The sequence below is a fragment of the Mesorhizobium sp. ESP-6-4 genome, assembly GCF_020164735.1.
Taxonomy (GTDB): domain Bacteria; phylum Pseudomonadota; class Alphaproteobacteria; order Rhizobiales; family Rhizobiaceae; genus Mesorhizobium.
In genome coordinates, this window is the sequence record NZ_JAIUGS010000005.1 from 36,295 (window position 1) to 60,156 (window position 23,862).

Consider the following 23,862-nt stretch of genomic DNA (forward strand, 5'->3'; position numbering starts at 1 on the left):
GCTTTGCCCCATGCACCAACTCAGCAACGTACACATGCGCGCCAATCGATTGTTTTTGTCCGGGCGGCTTGAACCATCCGTATCCAGCTTCGTTCCTGTAAAATGGGAAAATGATGCATTCATCACGGCGCTGTGCCGCCGCCCAATCAAGAAACCGCTTCACGTCCCCCTTACTGGTGCCACCTGCTAATGGGTCACCATGAGCCCGCTTTCGCTTGTAGTGCTTACAACACAATCCCTGACCACCAGTTCGCCCCACTGGATTTTCGCAGCCTTCTACTGAACACGTGCTTGTAGGACGACTCACGCGGCTACCTTCATCGGCTGATTGTCATTCGCAGCATCGAGCATCGCCACGCGAACGCGCGAGACCTCGCCGAAGTCGCGATGGTAGGTAATCGTCTGCACGGAGCGCCCTGACAGGAAGCCTGCACCGAAATGCCAGGCGTCTTGCGGGATTGGTGCCTGATGCGATTCCATGATCACACCGCCGCCCTCTGTGGCGTACTTAGACTGATGGTGAATATGGAAACCGTGAACGTAGCGGAACTTTGTGGCGCCCCAATCCTCTGCTCGCCGATGCGCCATGATCGACGCCATATCTTTGAGCTTGACGGTATGCCCGTGGGTAGCGCCGAGCATCACCTTGCCGAACCGATGCCAGAAAAACAGCGACGCATCGACATCGACAAAGACGCGCGGCTCGCTTCGATACCAAGCAAGCAGGAAATATCCGATCGCAACAGACGTCTGCTCGTCGTGATTGCCCTGCAGGACGCGGACAATCACACGGCCATTCTTCCGTAGCGCTGCATCGATCGTGCGAACCATCAGGCGGCCAGCAACCTCAAGGCCCTTCTGGTGCCGCCCGTCTGTATCGAGAACATTGTTGGACCGCGAGGTGCGAGCTTCGTTTGTGTCGGCGTGCAGGAGGTCTCCGCCACCAAGAACGATTCCAGTCCCGGCCGGCGGGCTACGGTCAATGGCATCATCGATGCCGCGACCGATGACGACTTCTGCGATATCGAGATCCCAATTGATTCCCGTCTCGCGCGCCCACGTCAAAAGGTTGATATGCCAGTCGTTGCACGGAATAAGCGTCAGCAAGTCGTCCTGCGTACCCTGCGGCGCAGCGATAGGCGACGACGGCGAAACGTAATCCTTAAAGGCTGCCTGAAGTATCGCTGCTATGTCGGCTGCGCTGTACTCGTTTCGCGTTTTCACCCACTTTTGGATTACGCGCCCTTCGGCATCGACCAGAGCTGACTCGCCCTTGACGCTATGTCCTTCCGGTATCTCGTGGACGTCGCCTGCTGCCTTCTTCTGCTTGACCCACTTGCCGTCGACCTTTGATGCAACAGAGCTGATGGCAAAGCCTGGCATGACCGGATCCAGCGAAAGCAGCCCCCGCTCCGCCGCAAGCGTCATGTGACGGCGCACGGTCTTTTCGTCGACGCCGAGCGCCTTGGCTGCGTCGACGTTGCTGCTGGTGGCCTGGCGGGCCGCGACTGTGGCGGCGATTGCTTCGTCTGTGATGGGCTGTGCTGGCAATGGTTATTCTCCAGAAACGATGCGGTAGGCGATGATATCGGAGTCGCCATCAACAACATCCACGCCAAGATGCCGCCAGTCGTAGCAACGCGACTGGTTTTTGCTGCGAATGCCATCGCGGAGCCGAACTTCCACCTCGTGTTCAGTCGGCCGCTTGCCGCCGTTCCACTCAATCCAACCGTCCATCACGCAACCTCCCTCTCGCCTTTCGGCTCGTTGTCGTTCTCGGCCAGAACCTTGTAGGTGTGGCGCGCTGCCGTCATGTAGACGATGATGCCTTCAGGCTTGTAGAAGCCCGGCGCTGCACGGCTGCCGCTTTCCTTGAGCGCGGCTAGCGTCGCGTCGACAGCATCCGTCGAAAAATCACCGGCATAGAGCACAGGCACGACGTGGCAGCATGCCGGCCGCTCGTTTGACCATCTGCCCGCATTGAACAGACTGAAGCGCCGCTCGTGCAAGCCGTATCCGCGCTGAATGCCAAGGCCCCACCATTCTCCGAAGTGCCGGCCGGGACCGAGTTCGCGAAGTCCGTCCGCGTGTTCAGCCACCCACCGCGCAAAGCCAAAGTTATCGTTCTCTGGCGTAATCCATCTGTTGCGGCTACCGGCGCGCACCGAGCCGTCTTCACCAACGACGACCTGAGCGTTCGTGCCGTCGATCTTTTCGGTGATGACGCAGCCGCGCTTGAGCCGGGGTATCTTTGGAAATGGAATGAATTCGTCCATAGCAATCTCCTTTCAGATGGGCAGCCAAGCCAGCGCGAGCAGGCCAGCCGTGAAGACGGCTAGTGCGCCGCCAATGAGCCACCAGCCTTGCGCAAAGGCGTAATGTGATTTCCAAGCCAGCCAGGCGCAGAATGCGGTTATGTAGAGCGATAGGAGGATGTTCATGCCGGCCCGCCGAATTTGTCGCAGAGCGTCCAGTCTAGGCCATCTAGATGCGCGCAACCGCTAAGCAGGATAAAGCACCGCATGCCGTAATCATTGGAGATAAAGCCGCTCGGCCGGCTGTCATCCTCATGCCTGACGAACTGATAAGCTTTGCCCGCCGTGAGTGAATCATCGTAATCCGGAACGAACTCCGCCTTCACGTACTCCATCTCACCCTCCAACGTTCAGTTGCGGCTGCTCGGCCTGCTTCTGTTCCGTATCCGAAACAGGCGGATCCCCGTCATAAGCAACGCCACCGTCGGTGCCGACCGTCGCGCCAATGCCATTGCCGCCGTCCTTGGCTGCCTGCAGAGCGTTGGCCTGGCTTGCGCTGTACGGCAGGCGGTACGTCATGGCCTCGCCGACTTCCGGCTTAAGCATCGCGTCGATGTACTGATCGACCACGATGTCGGCACCAAGGACTTGATAATGTCCCGCAGGCGGTGCCGTAAGCCGTGGCGTGCCTGTTGCCGTGTACATGCATAGAGCCGTCGCTGCGGCAAGCGCAGGCAGCACGTAAGGCGTGCGGTAGGCGAACCATGCGTAGGTGCACAGCAGTAGCGCTAGGGCGAGCCAGGTGGAGGCGATGGTTATAGCCATTTCAGCGTACCTGTCAGAAAGCCGAAGCCAAATCCGACTGCAGCGCAAGCAGTCATGCTGGCCAGGATGTCTCCGTTACGAATGGCCAACGTAGCTTCGTAGCAGTATGGATGCGCAAGCCAATCCCACATCACAAGTCTTCCTCTGGACCAAGCCACCAAATACCAATTGCGCTAAAGGAGATCGCGGCAAGAAGGAACAACATAAACATTGCTGCGAACCAATAAGCATCGCCCATGCCTGTAGCGACTTCTTGAATGGTCATTTCCCCGCACTCCTCAGCGGCGCAAATACCTCATTGCTGCTCGTCACGTTGCCAGCCGCGTCCAGCGTGAACCGCACAACGGTGCGCTCCTGCTTTGGCTTTAGGTCCATATTACGCGACACCAGCAGCCTACCGTTAAGCGCCACCTCGACATGGACTGCGATGGAGTCGGCGGGTACTGAATAACCGTGAATATCAATTATGTATTCACCGGCAGGCAGTGCGCGGCAGAACGTCGTTTCCGCATTAAGTGGGCTGCCGTCGTTCGTAACGCCAAGGTCGTCGCGCAACAGGCTGCAGACCGTGCCGTCTTTTCGACTGTAGCCAACGGGCAAATTGTCGTCGGGCGACTTGACCCACAGATCGACATCTATGTTGCCTTCAGGCCAGGCGGCCACCATAGCCAGCGAACCTGGCGGCGGTAGAGTGTCGGGATTGTCCTTTGCCGGTGGGTTGATCTGCGCCAGGACAAGCACCACGAGCGCGGTTAGCCCTAGCAGCATATTCATAAGCAAGTCGCGCACTAGGATTGGCGTCATTTTGTCGACACCCACGCCATAACTGCCAGCGTAAACAGCATGCTGAATCCGCCGCCGAACGCTGCACCGTTGTGATCTGTGCTATAGCCGCTGTAGATGTTCCCAATGCTTGAGCCAAGGAGGTTGGCGACACCGAAAGAGATTATCTGCCAGATGGTCATTTGGCCGCCCCAACAACCCACCCGTTGACACTAATCCAGAGCGCCGCAACTGCGCCAACAAGCGTTGAGCAGAACGCCACGCCCATACCAGCAAGCAGGCTTGCCGCGACTTTCTGGACGCCCTCGGCGCTACCGAGCGAGCCTGTGTCGATGTGCTGCAGCGCGATGATGAAGCCAATCACGTTGCCTATAAGGCCGAGCGTAACCAGCCACACCTCAGAGCGCTCAATGTGCGCCGTGCGGCCAGCAAAGATTGCCGCGATGCTCGCCGCAAAAAGAGCCGTTATGACGTAGCTGATGCGGCTGATGTCATGGCTGTACACAAAGCCAACATACCCCAGCCACCAAGCCCATGCGGCTATGCAGGCGCCAGCGAAGTTGACGATGAAGAGGCGCTTGGTGAGGGTCATTTCATCACCGTACCCTTGTTGGAGTCGGCAACAGCAACGATCGCGTCGCGGGCCGCCTTGTCGAAAACAAATTCCATGTGGTTGGCGGCAAGAAATGCGTAGACAGACGGGAACGTGATTATCATTCCCATGTGCCAAACCGGACCTTTGGCCACTGGTATTTCAGACGGTACGCCGACGAACTCCCAAACACCGTCAGACGCCTTGCGGTAAAGGCCGCCACCGCTATTTCCAAACGCGATTGACGTGGTTGCCAGCGTAAAATACTGGCCGTCGCTGAACACTTGCGAAAAAGGACCCATGCGCCCGGTGGGTGAAAGGAATGGTGTGTTTCCAAGCGCGGCACCGCAAGCAATGACCTCTTCGCCTTGGTCAAGGCGCGACCCCGGCGCAGGCATTCTGGCCACCGGAAGCGTTAGCCTCCGCTCAACCAACTGAAGCACAGCAAGGTCTCTGTCTTTGTCCGCGGCAATGACAATCGCGTCCGTTTCCGTGGCGGACACAAACTCGCTCGTGTCAACATAGTTGAACGACCGGACCTTGATTTTATCCATCTGCTTGATGGAGCCGGACTGAGCGTCGATCTCGATGGATCCAGAAATTACATGGAAGTTCGTCAGCACAAGCGTGCTGACACCATCTGGACTGCGCTTTAGCGCATGCGAGAAGATAACGGTTCCAGACCCCTCGCCTGGACCGGCAACCACCTGTACGGTTGGGGCGATGATCTGCGCGTTTAGGTCGACAACCTCTTTCGACTGGCCGAAAGACGTACTCGGCACCAGCAATGTGCAGGCAAGCAAAAGGGTTGCGGCAAGCATGCGGCGCATTGGCTTCGGTCTCCGGTTGTCGTAGGGGTTTGCGATTCTGTATCGTGTCTAGCACTTTAGGCGTTTTCGCCTTTGTAGTCAAGCAAAATATGCGAAACCGCCTATGCCTTGTTCTGAAACGCAAAAAAGCCCGCTAACCTTGCGGCTAGCGGGCGTGAAATGGTGCGTGCCTAGACGGCGCGCTTTGTTGCGGGCATGCGGTCGACCAAGCGGTCGATGCGGTCGCCGAGACCTTCAATGGAGGCAATCATTCGCGCCTCGCTCGCCAAAAGCCTTTCCTCGAGCTTCTGAAGATTTTCGGCGCGAATGTATTTTTCGGAAACGTGCAACTTGTACTCGTCCAGCGCCTTGACGCCTGCCGTGATCTGCCGTTGCAGGAACCACCACAGGCCGCCCAAGGAGCCGGCTAGCGTTGCCAGACCGACAATCTGGTCCCATGTTATCGGCCCGCTCACTTCGCGACTCCCGCACCGCGCAGCGCCGCGTCCCGCTCCGCATAGAAATCGCGCAGTGCCTTGTGTCGGCGTCCGCATTCGATCAGCGCCTTCCGGTCCATGATCCAAAGCCGCTCGACATGGCGCTGCGTCAGCGCACCTTTCGGCAAGCGCACAGGTCCAAGGCACTCCGCCACCAGCGTGCGGTCAGGATCCGACAGGGCTGGCGGCTGGCTAATGAATCGCGTCGATACGCATCCCTGCACTGCTAGACAAAGCAGGCCGATCGCGATCAGGGTCGGCATCCGCCTCATCTGACTTTTCCTTGATAAGCTGTTCAAGTGCTTGGTTTGCGGCCTCGAGTTGCGCGATGCGCGCTTGCTCTGCAGCCTTAGCCTGCGCATTGGCTTGCGCCTGACGGCTAATCTCCGTCGCAGTCGCCTTGGCAATCTCGGCCTCGCGCTTTTCGTATTTGGCTGACCACACAGCGGCGCTGTGAGCGCTGCCGAGGTGGTAGGTGTAGCCGAATGCGCCGACGATGATTGCTGCGAGCAGCCCGTACTTAATCAACGATGCGTAGCCGCCTGTGAGCGTGTCGAGGTTCATCTTGGCATCCCCTTAATGTAGCCGCTTATGACCTTGATGCAGACAGCGGCACCGAGCGCCCCGCCGACCAAGAGGCAAGCATAGCCAAACAACATCATTGGAGACCCGAAACGCATAGTTCCGCCTCACCGATGCGCTGCGCGTCGCCCATCTCGCGGCGCTTCACGAGTCCATCCACAACAACAATGCCAACCTTGTTGAAATTAGTTTGGGCTTCGCAGCCCTTTCGGTATTTTCCGGCCATATGCCAGCGGGTCGCCGTAGAGCCTGCCATACCCTTGTGCGATTTGATCGATCCGACACCGAAGTTGTAGGCGCCAGACAGCATCGCCGCCTGCACACTAACCGGGAAGTTGGTGTAGCCAGGAACCTCGCGAACCAAGGGCAAATAATAGTCGTGGTAAATCTGCTCGCGCGTCATCTGCTCGCATTCGGCGCGCGTGAAGCTCATGTTTGGTCCGACCGGCTTGCCGTTGATGCGTGTGATGCCGGCGCAGATGTCGTAGATTTTGGCGAACCGATCCCAATGAGAATACAGCACCATGCCTTCCCATGGCAGGATGAGCTTGTCGGTCGCCAGGATAACGGCAGGCGGCAGGACGGTCGGCGACGTATCGCTTAGGGCATGCCAGCCGCCCGCTGCAGCTGCGGCCACAACGGCCGCAATAGCCGCCTTAGCCCGCCTCGACGGCAGGATTTTGTTGATGGGCATCTTTAGTCCTTGTTGGGTTGCCAGAGTAGGCGCGCCGCCCATGCGCCACCTAGCAGCACAAGCGTCAGCCACCATGGCATGTAGTCGGCTACGGCCGGCACAAAGTTGATAATGATGTCTGTTGCCGCCGCCAACTCGATAAGTCGCAGCGACCAGGCGCGCTTAAGCACCCGCTCGACGTCGTCAATAAGTCTCATCGTTGGTCTTTCGTTATGCCGCCCGCCACCGCTTAAGCTCAATGGCGCAATGGTTAGGCTCAACCCACTCCATTAGACGACAGAACAGGCAGTTAGTGCTGCGGCTTGCTGCTATGCGTGCGCATAGGGTCTGGCGCTTGTTGCCGCCCGTTAGGCGATTCAACAAGCGCGATAAGCGGAGCCATGTCATGGCGCACCGTTATGAAAAATGTGATTGATGTGTTGTGCGCAGTGCGCTATAAGCGCTGTGCATTAAGCGGGTGTCCGCAGCGTTGCAGCGCTACGAACACCCTAACCAAGCCAACCTTACAGGAGGTCGAAATGGCTACCAATTCCTTACATTCATTTTCATCTGACGACAAGATTACCGCCACGATCGACGGTCTTTCCGCCGCCATATCAGTCCAGCCGCGCGCTGTGCCGTATCTGCTTTACGGAATTGCGCTGGGCGTTATTGTTTGCGCAGCTATATATCTGGTTATGCTCTCTCATTGACGACAGCGACACACATTGCGACATGGTTAAATCGCGTCAAAGTATAGCAATTTCAACAACTTGTTTTCGCTAAGCTGCCGAGCGACGCGCAATCACAGTTAATGAATTGCTAATTTTCCTTTGACTCCAACCGCATACCGGGAACAGGATTGTGTTCGGGACCGGGGGATGAGCTATCTTTCAGGAGCACCTCTGTCCGGGTATTGGGTAAACAGGGGAATTATTCACATGAAGAAGCTTATCAACATCGCGAAGTCGTTCCGTGACGAAGAGTCCGGTGCCGCCATGGTCGAATATTCGATCCTCATCGGCATCATCACTGCTGCAGTCATCACGTTCATCATCTCTGTCGGCATCTATGTCACCAATGCGTGGAGCACACTCTGCACTAATTTGCAGACTGACACGCAGAACGCCACGAACGTGACCTGCTGATAGCTGTTTGCGCGCCCTGAACCAGCGCGCATTCGATAGATGGTTGGGGCAGACTTTGAGAGGTTACCCCTGGCCAGACTATCGGCGGAGGGGGTCGGCGCTTAACCGCGCCGGCCCCTTTTCTCATGAAAGCGTAATCTTTGGATCGATATAGAAGGTCGACGACGCCTTCGCGGCCTTGACGATCACGAAAATCCAACCCTTTTGCTGTGGCGTAAAGGTCGCGGCCATCTTGAAAGCCGTCGTTGACCCGCCCCAAGTCGCCGTGCTCGAGGCAATCGCGCCCCCCGCGGCCAGCGTATCGGCCGGCGATGTTCTTGCGAATGACGACTGCGGCGAGGATGAGCTGCCGAGATATTCGACCGCGATCCAGATGTCATCATTGTTTGGCACGGCGCCACCACCCCAGATGCCCTCGATGGTGGCAGTTACCGATGCACCAGTGGTATCATTCCAGATGGCAATTACAGCGCTTTCATATGGGAAGTGCCGACTAGAATTGGCTGTTGTGACGATCTTCCACGAAAGCGGCGTCGTGCCATCGGTGGCTCCGCCGGTCCTGACAATCGTGGTCTCTTGGACGGTCGAACCTTCGTAGCGGTAGCGCCCTTGTTTATAGTTGGTGCCTCCGGAATCGGCGCGTATATAGTCGACGAAACTTGAGCCTCGGGCGGTAGGCGTCGCGGAGATCGTGGCAGATGCATTTATCTTGCAATCGCGCATGACATAGCGCTGCCCGGTCTCGCTGCTCACTGCGCCAAAGATTGTTCCCGCCAATGCGCTGAGATCGACTCCAGATAGATCCAGTGACCCATTGCCGCTTGCAAGTCCTTTGAAGAGCGTCGAGGGGAATGTGGCGCCTGCAAGCGCACTTGCAGTATCCCGCCAGAAAACTGTCGCAGCTATGACGCAGCCCTGCGAAGTGCTGCCGAACTGCATCGTTGTGTTCTCAAGGACGATGAACACCCCATTCTGGTTATTAAAACCGCAGTTGATGTTCACCGACGTAGAGGTCGTGTTGAGCTTGAGGGCGCAGTTCTTGAATTTGAGCGTTGCCCGCGACGAGTTGTCTGACAGGTGCAAGTTGGCGACTGAACTGCCGGAGCCCGCGGAAAAGGCGATACCCTCGTATTCCGTCACGGTATCGGCACCCGTGAATCGGATAAGGCTTGCGCCGGTGGTTGAGACCGTCGCGGTGGTCCGCAGATCGGCCGAAACAGGCGGGACGGAACCCGAATGATTGACGCAGATCACCTGTACTGGCGAGGCAGCGCTACCCGGCGACGTAAGTGTCATAGCCGTCGCCTGAGTCTCGGCGTGATCCTCCGAGACATAGATCGTGTCGCCTGCCGCGGAAGCCGTCAGCGCGGCGGCAAGTGTCAGATAGGCGTTCGCCCAGTCAACGCCAGTTGCGGCGCCGCCAGCACCGGAACGCACATAGCGAAGGGTCATTGATTATGCCTCTGCGATCGGGGCGGTCTCGCCCTTCAAGGCGCGAGATATAATGGCCATCTCCTTATCGATCGGAACCAGTGCTTGCCGCTTCTCCCGGTAAGCCGCATCGATCGGCTTTAGCTCGGCTTCAAGTTCGCGGATACTAGCAATGATGTCATCCATCTGCTTACGAAGCGGCTCGACGTCAGATAAGGCGATGCGGTCACGGTCGGCGCGAAGATGCTGGAACCGCGTACGCATCGCGCCAGGATCGAAATGATAGGTCGTCTTCATGTGGATAGTTCCTTAAGCAAGGGTCAGCGCGCCACCGCTACCGTCGAAGTCGATGGTGAAGCTGTTGCCTGTGGACAACGTTAGATCGGACCCATAATCGTAGTACCCAATCAACTCGTCGTTTGTGGCGGTATCGTTGTAGAGAACGACATATCTGAATGGGCCTACAGTTCCCGATGCCGTCACCGTGAGGTCGGCAAGCACAAGCTTGTATGTTCCTGACGTCTGCACCGAACTTGACGTCGTCACATTGCGAGAGGAGCAATTCGTGTAACTTATCTCAGTCAAATTCGAGCGCTGAGTATTGGTAGCTACAGGCGCGTTCGCCGCTGCGGTAAGAGCAACCACGATCTGATCCGAGCCAAGATTATGGACCTTCTCGGCGAGCGCCTCCGAGAAGGAATTGAATTTATTGAAGGCGACCATCAGATCGTTCCCCGTTATCGATTGAAGAAGGAACCGGGTAGCGCGGCCTGCCGCGTGCCGGTGCCGTTGACCATTGAGCCGGGAAGCGCGGCGTCTTTCTCACCGGTGTCGAAGGTGAGCAGGACAGCGACGCCCGTCAGCGTGAAGGAGCCGGCGCCGGCTGGTAGCCCAGCTGAGAAGCCGAGACTTGCTGCGGTGCCAGTGAGCGTGAATGCGCCTGCCGTTACCGGCATCGATGCATTCAAGGCGGCCGGGTTGCGAGTGATAGTGAAGACGCCAGTCGAGACCGGAAGCGGGAACGCCAGATTCAAATTAGCGGCATTGCCAGCCAGGATGAAACTGCCGGCTTGGACCGCATTGAACACGACCTGCAGCTTATAGGGATGGTATTCCCTGAAGCCGTCGCGCTCGGATCCGAACTGGACCCAGCCCGAAGCGTTGCCTGCAAAAGACGCCACCGGCACGGCGAAAGAAAGCCCGGTGATCCCGCTATGCGTCGTCAAAACGCTCGACCCGACCGGGTCGAGCACCTCGATGATCGTGGTTTGTCCAGTTTCCGGGGTCTCTGTTGCGTCGGCCCAGCCTGGCGCCGGGACGAGTTCGATCAGGCGGTTTCGCTCGTACCATTCGGCGGCTAGGTCGGTAATTCCGTCGGATGAGATCAGGCCATAAGAGATGCCATTCAGCGAAACATTTGCGGGCCTAAGCGGGCGGATGCCGCGACTTGCGAACGACACGAAGTCCACTGGGGCGCCCACCAATTGCCCTTGTCCAGTATTGGTGAGCAGTTTGACGTTGATGGAGTCTCCGTCGGTGTAGGCTTCAAAATCGCTGGTCGAAAGATCGTCGAACAGAATGAACGCCGCACCATCGGCATGAGCGAGCGGAACGGTATCCAGGCAGCCGCGGGCAATGTTCAGCGTCGTTCCCGAAACTCCGTCGACCCGCACGACTTCTGTGCCATAACGCGAGCCGTCACCAATTGATGCAAGCAGGCCGATTGCCGACGTATCCACACCGCTTCCGGTATTGATCGTGACTGTCGTCGCGTCGATTGCCAGTGCGCCCGATATGAATCCGCCGGGCGCGAAATCCATCTGTTCTGTGCCGGCATAGCCAGAACCCGCATCGACCACGATGTCGGCGTTAACGGCATCGCCCGTTGGCGCCACACCAGCGACCTGCAGCAGACCGGCACCCGTATCGCTGGAAAGCAGGCTGGCAAGATCGGCGTCGCCGACCATCTGCCGCATCTCGCGATATGGCATTTCCCAGACCAAGCGCGGGTTCACGGCCTGCGGGTCACTGGACGGCGGCACCCACGGTGAATCGGTGTCGTCAACCAGAACGGCGGCGCCGAGATTGAAGACGTCGGGCAGGAACTTCAGCCCGATCTTGTTTTGCCTGCCGTCGCCGAAATTGAGATCGGCGACGCGCATCACCTCGCCGGAAAGTTGATGGCGGTCAGAAACAAGGCGGAAGGGGTCGCCAGGATTGAGGCGTTCGATGGTGCGTTTTGCCACCAGACGACCGGATGTCAGGCCAGACCCAAGTGCAATGACGTCCCTCGTGGCGACCTTGATAGCAAGATCGCTTCGATTGATGCCTGGATATTCCTTCGTCGCCGGTTGCACCTTTGTCGCCTGCATCGCCTGAGCGAGATTGGTGACAAGATGCGCGCCGGTCTTGCGCTTTTCGCGATAGTAGAACTTCACCAGTACGGAGCTTACCGCTTCCGCCGGTGAACGATGATCCACCTCGGTCCATTCAACGATATCATCTTCGGTCAGCACCGGGATGAGATCAATGTCATAGTCGTTACGGATCGCCTTCAGGACGAACTTGCCGGTCGAGCGCGATACGTACAGATAAGCATCGACGTGGCTCAGGATCGTTGAAACGAATTCCCGAATCTCTTCCTCTTGGCTCCAACGAAGGCTAAGCCCGAACAGTTCAGAGTAGAAGGTATCGGCACAAGCGGTAAAGCTTGTGTCATCAATGTCAGCGTCGTTGTAGCCCATGCCCCACGTCGCGTCAGTGAGGCATTCCCGGATAATGTGTGCCGGGTTCATGTCGAATACAGTCGCGGCTATCTGCCAGAATACAAGATACGGAGACCCCTCGGCCACCACATAACCATTGCTGGCATTGTAGGCCACGCCGAGCATCGCATTGCTTTTACGGACGAATTGTGAGTTCGCGACGTCAACATAGTTGTCCATCGCGAGGTCGGCGATCGGGATGAAATAGAATCTTGTAATAGCGCCGGTCGACGACGTGTCCGGGACGACCACCGTACTCGATCCCATCGACATACGCGATGAGATAGCGTCATTCCCAAGTCTGGTGCTATTGCCTAGCGACGACCTAACGAGTGTGGAAAGATCCTCGCTATAGACGTAGATGCCGCCATTGTCGTCAACAATCACGACCTGATTGGTAGCCTCATTGTAGCTGGCTACTCGAATGGCGGTTCCGCCGACGTCAGAAAGTGTAACGATCGTCTCGGACCAAGCACCATTCCACGTTAAGCGAAGAACGTTCTTGGTGCTGTTTATGGCCCGATAGGCATATGTCTTGCCCATCGAGAATGAAACACCGACTGCGGAATTGATGCGTGCGTTAGAGGATGAAACTTGCCACTGATCAATCAGTCCGACAGTGACGCGCTCCAACAATATCCACAGCGGAGGATTGCTGGTGGCTCCGTTCAATACGCCAACTAGCGCGAAATTGCCTTCCGCGACGGAGATGTCGCACATGATGAAACCGAAGTTGAGCCCACTTACGCCGAGATCATCAAGATCGATCGTTTGGATAATAGACGAAGGATTTGCGACATCGCGGAACTCGAGAAAGGTAGGCGCACTTCCTCCACTATTGCCGCCACTGCGTACGACTAGCTCGTCAAAGTCGGTGATGTGTACAGAAGTGTGAAAATTGGTGCCGGGCAGGGTTATTTCCTGCGTGGCGCCGTCAGGCATTAGCCATGTCCGCACTACGCCGCTAGAGTCGCCACTCGCCGCATAGTCGCCGTTCGTGTCAATGTTCTTTGGCCCCGCTTCGGACAGGGCTTCCCGACCGGGATCATCGTTCGATATTTCTTGAGCCGGAATCGCGGCCTTGGCGTCATACCACTGCGTAGAGCCATCGCTGCGCAGATGAATGCGCTGAAGCCGGAACTCCCACGGCTTGATGTAATTCGAGGTACCGAGATAGACCTGCCGCAAAACGGCCGTAACAACACCCCTGAATGCCGAAATGTTAGCGCCAAGCTTCGATACTAGATAGTCGTCCTGCAGTTGGTCCGGCGCGCCCATGTTGAGGTCGACAGCGCCCTTTATGCCTCCCTCGCTCTTGTCGCCGCCAAACAGGTTTGACTTGTTGATATTGATGCGGCCGCCGGTCGTGACTCCGCGCCATGCAACCTTGTCCCCGACCCGGACGGAGGTGATGTTATCGGCAGGACCGTGGCAAAGGCCCATCTGCATGCCGAGCGAATATTTATAGCCGAGAATTTGTCGCGGACCGAAGAGACCGTAACGGCGCGCGCCCTTGATGGCCTGGCGCTTTAGATCACCGTACCAGGTGACGTTAGGGTCGGCGATGTCCGATGTGCCGAACACCACCGGGATTTCGCGACCTTCCTCAGCAGTTGGCGCCTGAAAGTCCTCGAGGCTTTTTGGCTTAGCGTTTGGCGGCTTCGGCGTGAGCGCAAGCTGGATAGCATACGACAAGATGCCGATAACGATGTTCCAGAACATATCGGCCTAACCTTGTTACGTTATGCTTTGCGAGAACGGATTGTTGTCGGACATGTTCTTGAAGCCGCCGTAGTTCAGGAAATTCGAGAACTTGTTGGCGCAGGTGCTTTCGGAGAGATCGCAGCCAGGCGCGATAGATACCGAGGCGGAGCCGTGGGCTGTCACGTAGTCGGAGAGGCCATCGATAACGCCAATAAGAGTGATCGTGCTGCCGGTGTGGTCGCCTATCCAGCCGAAGAGACCGTCAAACTCGACGACGCCGGCCTTATAATAGCCGTCGGGCTGGGATGCCGCGGCAGGGATGGTTAGCGTAAGGCCGTTAGCAACGGTGACCGTCGCGGCAGTCGAGAAATCATCGATGTTGAGATTGCAGCCGGGAAAATAAAGGGCGTGCCGACAGGTACGTTGATAGCGCGCACGGCACCCCGGTCTGCGCATCGATGTGAAGACGCTTTCAACAGAAACTTTAATGCTCTGTTTCGCCGATTTTGCGTCGACGACGCGACCCTTCCAGACCGCACGCAGTTCTTCCGTAAGGTCTGTATGATGCCCGCGCCAAATTGTGACCGACGTCACTTCGCCAGCCGGCGTGAGTAGCGTTCTCGCGTATGTATCCGAAATCGGGAACGTCAGCTCGACTGAGTTCTTTTCGATGTTGCCGGTCTGCTCAATATCGGCGTGTGCGATCGGCGAAGGATACCAATCCTCTCCCATGCGGTTAAGGATGACGGGATCCGATGTGAGGCGAACCGGTGACACGCCATTGTCAAGCAAATACAAAAAGTACGGCTGCCCCTGATCGACAGAGGCTTCCGGGGTATCGTAAGACATGCGGGAACGCCTCGGCTGCAAGGTTTGGGTCGGGGCTTGTTGCTGGCGTTAAGCCGGTACTTCCGTAACCGGTATCGACACGGACGAGGCCAGTTCGAACTGGTGGTCGATTGTCACGACGTCGGAGTTAAGTCGCACCTTCGATATGAAGCAAAACAACGCGATGTCCGCCACTGCAACCGACTGGCCGATCGCCGAGGAAATGGTAAGCAGATCATTGCCACCTGACTTCGATGCGCTGTTAATTGCCCTGAAAAACCGCGTTCCGTCGTTAAGCAGGATCATCACATGCTTGCCGGCATAATAGCCGACATGCCCGATGCTCTTGACGGTCACTACCGTAGCCGCTGAACCGATGGTCGACTGCAGCAGCAGGTCTTGATTGAATGTCGGCAGCCAGAATGCCTTCTGCTTTCCATTCAACGAATGGATCCAGCAGCGGCGGCGCCATAGGTCGCTACCGCGGTTCTCATGAAAACTGATCGTCTGACCAAAGTCGGCATAGTTAAGCAGCGTCTCGACCGCTATAGGGCCGAAACCATTGTCGACATACTCAGCGGCGCGCACGATCGATTCCGACACGTCGGCGATCAGCGCCGGCTTTTCTGTCACGACATCCAAAGACTGGTATTGCGGATAGCCCGCATCTCCCGCCAACGTGACATTGTCGAAGACCTGAAGTTTGGCCGACACATCGGTAAACGCCTTGTCGCGGCGGACTTGGTAGCCCTCGATCGCAAGCGCATTGCGCATCGGCAAAATTGACGGGCGTGTGTAGGTGCCGGCGACAGGCCCAAGCAGCGTCAATTGATCGACGGCAACCGCTGTTACCAGCGCCGTCTCGTAAGTATCGCTGTCCTGGTAGATTACGATGCCTTCGTTAACGCGCCAGTCGCCAGCCGTCGTATCGATTGCAATTGTCGTGTCGCCAGCCGTAACGGCGGCAGTGGTTGTCTCCTCGACCCAGGCGGGCACGCCAATCGGCGAATGCGCACGTCGAATTGCCAGCGTCCGCGCCTTGGCGAACTGTGCGTCGGTAAGGCGCGATCCAAATGCGAACATTTGCCTCGCGGAACTGCGGAGCGCGATGCGCTGCTCACCAGTGCGGCTAGGCAGCACGTCGGTCAGCCACTCCAATGTCTCTTGGATCGGCAACAGCGGGCGGAAAGGCCACACCTCGTAGAGAATGATGATGACCGGCAGTCCTAGATCGGGCGTACCGCTGGCGAGGCTGTCTGGTACCGTAGCGTGGATAAGAACAAGCGCTGGCGTGCCGAGGACCGGAACGCCAGCGTCAAAGCCGTCTGGCGCCGTGTCAACCGTCGCCATTAGGCTGGACCAGGAATGCCGACGTCAAACGCTGCAGAAGTGATCGTGTCGCCATTGTTGGTGGCCTTGGAAACCGCGATGGTGTTGGCAGCCAGAAGGCGCGAATTGGCACTGTCGACAAGCGCCCAATGCGTGATGGTACCGTTTGCCGTGCAGGCGGCGTTGGTGACGGCAGAGACTGTCACCTTGCGCCCAGATGGCGACCGCGCTGCGGGTGAGCTAATGGTTGGGCTTGTCTTGCTGCCGAGAGATGCGGTGAGCGTGCCGGCGTAATCCGCCGGCATGCTCGAGCAAAAATGCAGGACGTTGGCTTCATTCTTGATGATGTTTAGCCCGCTATCCAGCACGCGGTCATTGAGATAGGCGGCCATTACTTACCATTCCTGCGCAGCACATTCATGATGATCTCCTCGCCCTGCGGCGTGGCGAGATAATCGCCAACCACGGATGGGTCGAAGATGTTGTTGATCCGCACGTTTGACTTCAGGTGCGGTGCCAGCATGCGGACAAAGTCCTTCATGTTATCATTGCCTGCACCACCGCCTGCCGCCTTCACCATGTCGGCCGAGCGCGCATTGCTGCGGATGACGTCGCCGGCACGAAGCTTGCGCAGCTCCGGGCCTTTCTCGCCAACCCATGCCCAGCCGGGCGGAGCGCTTTCCGTGCCGTCGGCATAGAGGCCGATGTATCCGCCAGGATTTGCGGACAGGAAGCTATAGGCCGCAGTTCCAGAGAAGGCGGAGTTGAGACCACCGCCGCCGAACAGGCCGCCGAACATGTTGAAGAGTCCGCCAAGTCCTCCCCCCCAGCCTCCAGGCGCGGCCGGGAATTGGCTTAGCATGCTACCAAGTTTGCCGGCACCGCTGCCTAGTTGGTTTAGCCCGCCAGCCGCTTGGCTGGTCGACGAGATGAGGTTCGAAAGCGTGCTTGACGATGCACCGCCGAGTTGGCCGACGTTCTGTGTTGCCTGGCTTAGCGCCGCATTGAACTTGGAAACATATTGAGCGCCAGAGGTGCCCAAAATATCCATCTTGCCTGCGCCGGCCGATAGCGGACCGCCAGTAAACCATGCCGATGCCGCGTCCTGCGGATTGCCAAATTTCGACAGCAGCTTACCGAATTGCTGGTTGAAGATGGTGTCTTGTGCGGCCGGATTGGAAAGGAACGAGCTTGCCGACATCGGCGAGCCAAGCGCTTCGGTCGACCACGAAGGCAAATTACTCTTCATGATCTGGTAAGCGCCGAGCGCCTGGTTGCCGTTCTTCAACAGCGGACCTAGTGCTGAATACCCACCGCTTCCGGCGCTCTCAATCATCTTGATCGCGCTGGCAAACGACGACATGTTGCCGGTCAAGGACGATCCGCCGCCCAACACGTTCGCAAAGCCACCGGCAGGCGTGAAGATGCCGCCAAGAGGCGCGCCGCCAAATGCCGAACTTATGCGGCTCTGGATTTGATCCTGGCTGAACAGCGTGCCGAAAGCGGAATTAATCCGCTGCGAGATATTTGCCTGGCTCGCATTGACATCGCCCCCCGTGAGTAGATCGGTCAGCGTTGTATTCGGCGTAAAGGTCGAGCCATTGCCGCCAAGCAGATTGCCAAGACCGCCAAGCCCCAACGGCGAACCGTTGATGAAGACGCTCGCCGCCTGCACCTGCATCGAGGCGACGGCCTTCTGAGCCCCAAGCAGATTGCCCAGCACCCCACCGAAACCGCCGCCCTTGCCGCTCACAGCGCCGGGGAAGATGCCAAGATCAGCGATGGTGTTGAGGTTCGAGCCGGTGAGCCAGTTCTTCAGCGGATTGGTGATCGCCTGATCGAAGAGTGTGCGGGCCAGTTGCTTGCCCGCATTCTTCAATGCGTCACTGATAGAGCCGCCGTCAAACAGCGCGTCGACAACGCCATCGATGCCATCGCGCGCAGTCTGGAAGACATCCTCCCAAGCCGCTTTCATGCTCTCGATGGTGTCTTTCATCCGAATGAGCTTGGCTACATCGGAATCAAGATCTTGATCGGAGAAGCCAGCCGAGCGCAGTTGCGATGCGACGGACTGATCAGCCGCAGAGCGGCCAGCCTGACGAATATCGAACAGCAAATCCTGCTGGATTTTGGCTTTCGCCATCTGCTGCGTAAGGGCCGACAATTCAGCGGTGTTGGCGCGCATCGCGTTGGCCTCTTGGCCATAGACGTCGATGCCGAGTTGCCTGATCTGCTGCTCTGTCTTCAGGGCGGCAATCGCCGCGTCGTGCGCAAGTGTGCCTTGGCCGACCAGCGCCAGTTCTGCGCGCTGGATTTCGAGGTTCTGCCCTTGGCTGAAGATGGTATTGCGCGCTTCCTCGAGAGCCTTAAGCTTACCGTATTCGGTAGCCTGCTGCTTGATCAGATCGATCGACTTCCCATAGTAGCGCTGGATGTCGGCTTCGCTGGTGATGCCGTTGCGTGCGGCTTCCTCGCGCACCTGTGCGAGCTGCTGGTTGGCGAACTTGGCGGCTTCGACCTGTGCAGTAGATTTGCCGACGAGATCGACGTCGAGATGCATCGACTTAGTCGTCTCGATGAGCGAGCGCTGTCGCTGATCCTCCGCCTCCGTCAATTGCAGTTCAGCCTCAGCAAGCGCCTTTTTGCCCGCAAGCTCTACTCGCGTCGCCTGCTCTGCTGCACTGCCGCTTGGATTCAATTCAGCCTGAGCACGAGCTGCGGCAGCCAATTCTTGCGGCGAGCGCGCATTGGCGCCAAGCATATCGGCGTTGAACTGCCGCTGCATGCGGTATTGCGCCGTGATGGTAGCAACATCTATTTCATCCCCGGCTGCACCTTTAGGCAGGATGCCTTTTTCGGGAAGACGTATCTTGGCGAACTTGTCTAGGATGCCGACAAGGCCGCCAACCTGGCGCTCTGCCTTAGCAGCCTCTTCCGACATCTGCAGGAAGCGGCCAATAATGTAAGCGAAGTCTGGATGTGTCTCGCCGAACCGCTGAAGCGAAGAGCGAGCCTCATTAATGCTCATCTCGCTCTTTGATGCTGCATCGACAATGCGGTCGAACTCAAGTGAGGATTGCGACCGGCCAAGTGCGCTTTGCGCGCCCTCGGGGAGAGAACCGATGAGGCTCAGGAAGGTACCGCCGGAGCTGCGCATATCGCTTAGCGCCGACCTGGCCTTTTCCATGGCGGCTTTTTGCGCATCTTGCAGATTTTGTTCGAGCACAAGGCGGCCGACGCCGACATTTTCGAACGGGCCAGATTGCTGACCAGCTAGCGCCTGATAGGCTGGGCCAAGAGAGGTGATGATATCTTTCTGCTCGCTTAGGATCGCGTTCAGATCCTTCGCCTTTTCGCGCGTCGCGAGATAAAAGGCACCGGCCGCGACCGCCGCCGCACCGAAACCAGTCGCGATAAGACCGACGGTGCCAAGCGTTCCGGCTAAGGCGGCCCCTGCCGCCACCGCACTGCCTTTGATGGCAGAGAGCGACCCGGCGACACCGCCCTCGCCCATCTGCAGCGTTTGCAGAATCTGTCCGCCCTGAGAAAATGCGATCTGCTGCGGCGAGGCGCCCAGAAGGGCCATCGTGGCGATGTCGTTGGCCTGAAAGCCAAGGCCCTGGATCTGCTGGCCAGACAGGCGATTTGTATTGGCAGGCGCGCGCTGTTGCTGCTGTGCTAGCTTCGCATTTGCCGCAGTGACTGCGGCAGCCAATTGAGTCTGTCCGCGGGCCGCGAACTGAGCCGCGTCTCCCATCATCTGGTATTTCGCATAGATGCCGGTCAGGATGTTCCCGGCCTGCTCCATGCTGATCTTACCGCGATCGATACCGCTGCTTAATTGATTTAGCGCCGAATTGAAGCGCTGCGCATTCGCATAGCCATCAACATACTGGCGCGATAAACGAGAAAGGACGTCGCCGGCTTGGCTGATCTTGGTGTTTGTCTCGGTTACGGATGCGCCGGCAATCTGCGAAGATGCAGACATGCTCTTGTCGGCAGCAACCTTCTGTGCCGCACCGGACACATACTGACTAGCGTCAAGCTGTGCAGAAATGGCGAGCGTACGGAGTTCAACAGTCATGCATTTACTCCGGCTGCGGCATAGTATATTTTCGCATCCCTACCGACTGGAGGCGGACATGCGATCGATTATTGTGCTTATGACTGCTTGCATTGGCTGGCAGTCGAGTGCCCTGGCGAGCGAACGTTATGCACTGACAGAGATGCAAACAGCCGCTATCGAACAGACCATTTCCTCAACTCTGAAGGATCCGTCCAGCGCGTTATTTGGCGATATTGACGCCGCCAATGTGGGCGGAGGACAGGTTCTGGTTTGCGGCTCGGTTAACGCGAAGAATGGCTTCGGAGGTTATGCCGGAACCATACCGTTTCAGGGACATATCTGGCCGCCAGATCGTTCATTCTACATTGACGCTCTTGCAAGCGATGAAAGCGATGCGCTGCGTGTTGCGTCGCAATGCAAAGCGATACTCAATCGCTAAGCACCCGCCTTCGTATCTTTGCTTTTCTCGGAAACGTGCCTCAGCCATTCATCATCGATGATGGTCATGAATGCCCGGAACAGTTGGAAGTCGCTGCCCGTTATGCCTTGGTCTTTGGCGTAGTCTCGGATAGCGCTGTAACGGAGCGGCAGTTCACCGCCGAAAGCGCCATAGTGGCGCTCAAAACGAATAGCGTCCCACGCCTCCCAATAGAGGCCGTGCCAAGGTTCGGCATCGAACTCTATGCGTCCATCTGGAAACGCTGCGCGCTGAACCCATTCCTCATCTGGATATTCCTCCGCCAGAGCCTCAAGCCAATCCTGTCTTTCCTGATCAAGGCCTTCCCGCCTTAGTCGGTCTCGGAAGGCCGCTCGGAGTTTTTTCCTGCGTCCTCGATATACTGAACATCGACATCGGCTATCTTCGCCGCGCAATACTCAACAGCGGCAACCACCACTCGATATGCCGGATCAGACAAAATCTCGAGGGCTTTTTCTGGGGAGTATTCAACGTCGAAGCCGCGCCAGCCGTGCAGGATATGCTTGGCATAGAGCTTCCCAAGTTCCGTTGTGATCACATCGCGCGGAGCTTTCCCCTTGTACTGCTTGCTCAGGCGCTGCAACATAAAATCGCGGTCTACAGTGTAGGCTGGAAGAAGGATCGACGAGACGTTAAATTCTACGCCAGGCAAGTCCAATGCTTCGATCCAGTCGCCGTCAGCCTCTCGCTTAAGATCGGCTTTCACAGAAGATAATTTAACAATACTCATAGTTTTTCCTTTGTCGGAAGGAGGGGTTGCTGGCGAGGTCCGACAACCCCGCCAGCCCATCGTGCGCACAATCGTCTGCCTGCTGTCGGGCAGGATACTAAGCGGCGGCCTGCATCTTTTTTGCCAGGCTTCCAGAAGGACTGCGCAGCCGCCCATGCGGCCTACTCGGCCTGTCTGCAGTCAGCCCCTTGTCGTGTATAAGCGCAGCAAACTCTGCCGTAACCTCAGCGCTTGTGACGCCAGCGCGAAACTGCACTGGCGTCTTGCCGTCCGGATAGCCGATGAAATCAGCCAAAGGGACGAAGGTTGTCACGACAACGCGACCGTGGTTCGGGTGATATTCAGCGATGCCGCCGAGGTCGCATCGAACTTGGCCTGGAACGGCACTTCGAGCACCACCGGCTGGCCGTTGCCGGGGCCATTCGGACCGCCATCGATGAGTTTGGTCACAGGGATCGACCAAACTTCTGAATTGCTGGCGCTATCGGTCAGCGTGAAGCCGATCTTCACGTCGTCATGGGCGAGAATGGCCGCGTAGGTGTCAAGGTTTTCGAACAGCGCCGTGAACGAACCGGTGACATCGAAACGGCCGAGGCCGTGAGCGTATGGCTCATATGCAGAGACGATATCAACCGGATAGATGTTGTTGCTGATCTTCAGCGAGAGCGCCTGTATCTTCGGCGCGTTAGTGATGCCCGTGAAGTCAAGAGCCGCGACATTGAGGCCAGCATTGAATACCTCCGTCGTCGTCGCATGTGCGTAAGTAGCACCAGACAGAATACCATTAGTCGGCGTCGGGCTGCCAATACCCATTATGCCCCATGCCGCCGAAACAGATGCGCGCGGCTTCAACGAAAGGTCGAGCGTGTTGAAGCGCGTGCCGCGATAGCGGACATAGGTATCGGTCGTGCCCTGCTCATAGAAGTGCTCCAGCGTCGCGGCCTGTGGCGTGACGCCGTTCTTCAGAACATTCGTGTTCCAGTTGGAACACAGGAGATATTCGAGCCAGGTATGATAGGTCGCATAACTGTAGAGCGTCTGGATTGTGCCCTGCACCATGCGGCCGACATCGGTGATCGCGGCGACGTTGCGATCGGCGCGCACCTCATTGGGAACATCGACCTGCTTCGCCAGACGCACATCGGACGAGACATAACGCATGATCTGGAAATGCGGGCTGGTTGGAATGGTGTTGATCGTGCCCTCGGTAACGGACGCGAGTCGAACCTGTGAGCCGTCAGCAACGGTCATCGTGTAGTGCTCCCTTATGACCGGCCTTGGCCGGAATTTGACTTTGTGTGTTGGTTGCGCGCGGGCTACGGCGTCGGAATTGACGTGATGTCGCGGCGGTTCCAGAAGATGCTAGCCGTCATGGCCCAATAGCCAGGCCAGTCTTTGCCGGGTTCTCCGGCGCCTATCGACATATCCGGCATGAAGAGCGTCGATATCGGCTGCTCACGGAACAGGTACAGCAAGCTGTTTGCATATTGCCGCGCAAGCCTACTGCCCTGCCCGCTCGGCGTCATGACGTGGAGATACGTTACGCCGCGCTCGAGCCACACGTTCTCTTGCGGCGCGCCAACCGTATCCTGGTCGTAAGTGTCGCCATAAACCTCGACGTAAACGAAGGGTGCCGGCGTGTCTGGCAATTGGTAGAACTCGTTTTCGAAGACGACAGGCGTGGTCGTCCAGTCGCCCAGCCGATTGGCAAAGGCGTCATAGGCTGTAAGGCTGGACATTTATGGTGCCGCGTTGATTATGAGTGCGGGGTAGGTTAACGGCGTGCCCGCCGAGCGTCTTTTAGTGGTGCGCTTAAGGTGGTACGGGACGGACGGTGAAATGCCGCCAGGAACATCCACGTACTTCATCTCAAACTCAAACGCGCCTCTAAAGCGCGAATTGAGCGCCGACTTGGATAGATCGAAATGCCGCTTGCCTGGACCGTTATAGCCGGCCTCTATCTTACGGGTGTAGGGCATCTGCGAAAATATGACCACCTCGGCGTCTGCACGTAACTTTGAAAAGTCCGTAACGACCGTGCGTCCACCTACAACAACCACAAACGAGCCGACATATCTGCCGGACTTCCGTGGCGCTCGCTTCTTCAATTCCTCAAGCGCGGCATTGATGACCAGCGGCCAATTGCTGAAGACATAGACAATTGGGCCGGGCGCAACGACACTCTCTTCCGATGCGCCTTGCCTGCCGTTAACGTAGCGGTCGTACTTGGTAGAGGCACCCTCGGAGATCGCTCGTGCCAGCTCCTGCTTGGCGAATTTGGCCAGAGCGGTGTTAACCTGCGCAGGCTCAAGGCCGGCTGTTGCTAAACGAAGGTCACGATCGAAGAACTCAAAGCCGGTTGGCATT

Annotated in this window: 32 protein-coding genes; 4 read left to right on the plus strand and 28 right to left on the minus strand. The window is 57.6% G+C overall.

Going from position 1 to position 23,862, the window contains the following annotated elements:
• Positions 1-303 precede the first annotated feature (303 nt).
• The 16 genes from LB523_RS11890 to LB523_RS11960 all read right to left on the minus strand — a co-directional run bounded on the left by LB523_RS11890 (position 304) and on the right by LB523_RS11960 (position 7,234).
• A complete protein-coding gene (locus tag LB523_RS11890) occupies positions 304-1,551 on the minus strand; it encodes a hypothetical protein (RefSeq protein WP_224602879.1) in 1,248 nt (415 codons plus the stop codon).
• 3 nt (positions 1,552-1,554) lie between these two features.
• Entirely contained in the window at positions 1,555-1,737 is a 183-nt protein-coding gene (locus tag LB523_RS11895) for a hypothetical protein (RefSeq protein WP_224602880.1), read from the minus strand.
• Positions 1,737-2,276, minus strand: coding sequence for an RNA ligase family protein (locus tag LB523_RS11900; protein WP_224602881.1), 540 nt, complete (start codon positions 2,274-2,276; stop codon positions 1,737-1,739). The genes LB523_RS11895 and LB523_RS11900 overlap by 1 nt, the downstream gene beginning before the upstream one ends.
• Positions 2,277-2,288: 12 nt before the next feature.
• The gene (locus LB523_RS11905) at positions 2,289-2,441 is read right to left on the minus strand and encodes a hypothetical protein (protein ID WP_224602883.1); all 153 of its coding nucleotides are present in this window, start codon (positions 2,439-2,441) and stop codon (positions 2,289-2,291) included.
• Positions 2,438-2,650, minus strand: a complete 213-nt coding sequence (locus tag LB523_RS11910; RefSeq protein WP_224602884.1) for a hypothetical protein — start codon at positions 2,648-2,650, stop codon at positions 2,438-2,440. The genes LB523_RS11905 and LB523_RS11910 overlap by 4 nt, the downstream gene beginning before the upstream one ends.
• Before the next feature lies 1 nt (position 2,651).
• Complete coding sequence (locus LB523_RS11915) at positions 2,652-3,080, minus strand: hypothetical protein (protein ID WP_224602886.1); 429 nt, start codon at positions 3,078-3,080, stop codon at positions 2,652-2,654.
• A gap of 130 nt (positions 3,081-3,210) precedes the next feature.
• Entirely contained in the window at positions 3,211-3,345 is a 135-nt protein-coding gene (locus tag LB523_RS29265; RefSeq protein WP_263493061.1) for a hypothetical protein, read from the minus strand.
• Positions 3,342-3,899 (minus strand): hypothetical protein, encoded by a 558-nt coding sequence (locus LB523_RS11920; RefSeq protein WP_224602887.1) that lies wholly within the window; start codon positions 3,897-3,899, stop codon positions 3,342-3,344. The genes LB523_RS29265 and LB523_RS11920 overlap by 4 nt, the downstream gene beginning before the upstream one ends.
• Complete coding sequence (locus LB523_RS11925) at positions 3,881-4,045, minus strand: hypothetical protein (RefSeq protein WP_224602888.1); 165 nt, start codon at positions 4,043-4,045, stop codon at positions 3,881-3,883. Before LB523_RS11925 ends, LB523_RS11920 begins: the two co-directional genes overlap by 19 nt.
• Positions 4,042-4,455, minus strand: a complete 414-nt coding sequence (locus tag LB523_RS11930; RefSeq protein WP_224602889.1) for a MotA/TolQ/ExbB proton channel family protein — start codon at positions 4,453-4,455, stop codon at positions 4,042-4,044. Before LB523_RS11930 ends, LB523_RS11925 begins: the two co-directional genes overlap by 4 nt.
• Positions 4,452-5,285, minus strand: coding sequence for a serine protease (locus LB523_RS11935; protein WP_224602890.1), 834 nt, complete (start codon positions 5,283-5,285; stop codon positions 4,452-4,454). Before LB523_RS11935 ends, LB523_RS11930 begins: the two co-directional genes overlap by 4 nt.
• A 170-nt stretch (positions 5,286-5,455) precedes the next feature.
• On the minus strand, positions 5,456-5,740 hold the full coding sequence (locus LB523_RS11940; protein WP_224602891.1) for a hypothetical protein: 285 nt from the start codon (positions 5,738-5,740) through the stop codon (positions 5,456-5,458).
• The gene (locus LB523_RS11945; protein ID WP_224602892.1) at positions 5,737-6,024 is read right to left on the minus strand and encodes a dehydrogenase; all 288 of its coding nucleotides are present in this window, start codon (positions 6,022-6,024) and stop codon (positions 5,737-5,739) included. The genes LB523_RS11940 and LB523_RS11945 overlap by 4 nt, the downstream gene beginning before the upstream one ends.
• Entirely contained in the window at positions 5,954-6,325 is a 372-nt protein-coding gene (locus LB523_RS11950) for a hypothetical protein (RefSeq protein ID WP_224602893.1), read from the minus strand. Before LB523_RS11950 ends, LB523_RS11945 begins: the two co-directional genes overlap by 71 nt.
• Before the next feature lie 94 nt (positions 6,326-6,419).
• Positions 6,420-7,037: a glycoside hydrolase family protein gene (locus LB523_RS11955; protein ID WP_224602894.1), complete on the minus strand. Its 618-nt coding sequence runs from the start codon at positions 7,035-7,037 to the stop codon at positions 6,420-6,422.
• 2 nt (positions 7,038-7,039) lie between these two features.
• Positions 7,040-7,234, minus strand: a complete 195-nt coding sequence (locus tag LB523_RS11960; protein ID WP_224602896.1) for a hypothetical protein — start codon at positions 7,232-7,234, stop codon at positions 7,040-7,042.
• Positions 7,235-7,555: 321 nt separating this feature from the next.
• Here LB523_RS11960 and LB523_RS11965 point away from each other — a divergent pair, with 321 nt between their 5' ends.
• Together LB523_RS11965 and LB523_RS11970 are read left to right on the plus strand one after the other, a co-directional pair.
• Entirely contained in the window at positions 7,556-7,729 is a 174-nt protein-coding gene (locus LB523_RS11965) for a hypothetical protein (RefSeq protein ID WP_224602897.1), read from the plus strand.
• 228 nt (positions 7,730-7,957) lie between these two features.
• Positions 7,958-8,164 (plus strand): Flp family type IVb pilin, encoded by a 207-nt coding sequence (locus LB523_RS11970; RefSeq protein ID WP_224602898.1) that lies wholly within the window; start codon positions 7,958-7,960, stop codon positions 8,162-8,164.
• A gap of 123 nt (positions 8,165-8,287) precedes the next feature.
• On the opposite strand, the gene LB523_RS11975 is transcribed toward LB523_RS11970, so the two are convergent.
• The 8 genes from LB523_RS11975 to LB523_RS12010 are packed head-to-tail and all read right to left on the minus strand — an operon-like array spanning position 8,288 to position 20,305.
• Positions 8,288-9,616 carry a hypothetical protein gene (locus LB523_RS11975; protein ID WP_224602899.1) on the minus strand — a complete coding sequence of 443 codons (1,329 nt, stop codon included), beginning with the start codon at positions 9,614-9,616 and terminating at the stop codon, positions 8,288-8,290.
• 3 nt (positions 9,617-9,619) lie between these two features.
• Positions 9,620-9,892 carry a hypothetical protein gene (locus tag LB523_RS11980; protein WP_224602900.1) on the minus strand — a complete coding sequence of 91 codons (273 nt, stop codon included), beginning with the start codon at positions 9,890-9,892 and terminating at the stop codon, positions 9,620-9,622.
• A 12-nt stretch (positions 9,893-9,904) separates the two neighbouring features.
• A complete protein-coding gene (locus LB523_RS11985; protein WP_224602901.1) occupies positions 9,905-10,318 on the minus strand; it encodes a hypothetical protein in 414 nt (137 codons plus the stop codon).
• 14 nt (positions 10,319-10,332) lie between these two features.
• Positions 10,333-14,082: a hypothetical protein gene (locus tag LB523_RS11990; RefSeq protein WP_224602902.1), complete on the minus strand. Its 3,750-nt coding sequence runs from the start codon at positions 14,080-14,082 to the stop codon at positions 10,333-10,335.
• A 15-nt stretch (positions 14,083-14,097) separates the two neighbouring features.
• A complete protein-coding gene (locus LB523_RS11995; protein ID WP_224602903.1) occupies positions 14,098-14,913 on the minus strand; it encodes a phage BR0599 family protein in 816 nt (271 codons plus the stop codon).
• Between the two features lie 48 nt (positions 14,914-14,961).
• The gene (locus tag LB523_RS12000) at positions 14,962-16,242 is read right to left on the minus strand and encodes a hypothetical protein (RefSeq protein WP_224602904.1); all 1,281 of its coding nucleotides are present in this window, start codon (positions 16,240-16,242) and stop codon (positions 14,962-14,964) included.
• On the minus strand, positions 16,242-16,613 hold the full coding sequence (locus LB523_RS12005) for a hypothetical protein (protein ID WP_224602906.1): 372 nt from the start codon (positions 16,611-16,613) through the stop codon (positions 16,242-16,244). The genes LB523_RS12000 and LB523_RS12005 overlap by 1 nt, the downstream gene beginning before the upstream one ends.
• Complete coding sequence (locus LB523_RS12010) at positions 16,613-20,305, minus strand: hypothetical protein (protein WP_224602908.1); 3,693 nt, start codon at positions 20,303-20,305, stop codon at positions 16,613-16,615. Before LB523_RS12010 ends, LB523_RS12005 begins: the two co-directional genes overlap by 1 nt.
• A gap of 58 nt (positions 20,306-20,363) precedes the next feature.
• Here LB523_RS12010 and LB523_RS12015 point away from each other — a divergent pair, with 58 nt between their 5' ends.
• Positions 20,364-20,726: a hypothetical protein gene (locus LB523_RS12015; RefSeq protein WP_224602910.1), complete on the plus strand. Its 363-nt coding sequence runs from the start codon at positions 20,364-20,366 to the stop codon at positions 20,724-20,726.
• Positions 20,702-21,079: a hypothetical protein gene (locus LB523_RS12020; RefSeq protein ID WP_224602912.1), complete on the plus strand. Its 378-nt coding sequence runs from the start codon at positions 20,702-20,704 to the stop codon at positions 21,077-21,079. Before LB523_RS12015 ends, LB523_RS12020 begins: the two co-directional genes overlap by 25 nt.
• Here the strand turns inward: LB523_RS12020 and LB523_RS12025 are convergent.
• From LB523_RS12025 to LB523_RS12040, 4 genes are all read right to left on the minus strand, one after another.
• On the minus strand, positions 21,076-21,495 hold the full coding sequence (locus tag LB523_RS12025) for a hypothetical protein (RefSeq protein ID WP_224602914.1): 420 nt from the start codon (positions 21,493-21,495) through the stop codon (positions 21,076-21,078). The genes LB523_RS12020 and LB523_RS12025 overlap by 4 nt on opposite strands.
• A 309-nt stretch (positions 21,496-21,804) precedes the next feature.
• Positions 21,805-22,746, minus strand: a complete 942-nt coding sequence (locus tag LB523_RS12030) for a phage tail tube protein (RefSeq protein WP_224602915.1) — start codon at positions 22,744-22,746, stop codon at positions 21,805-21,807.
• 65 nt (positions 22,747-22,811) lie between these two features.
• Positions 22,812-23,234 carry a phage tail terminator-like protein gene (locus tag LB523_RS12035; protein ID WP_224602916.1) on the minus strand — a complete coding sequence of 141 codons (423 nt, stop codon included), beginning with the start codon at positions 23,232-23,234 and terminating at the stop codon, positions 22,812-22,814.
• A complete protein-coding gene (locus LB523_RS12040) occupies positions 23,235-23,861 on the minus strand; it encodes a hypothetical protein (protein ID WP_224602917.1) in 627 nt (208 codons plus the stop codon).
• Position 23,862 lies beyond the last annotated feature (1 nt).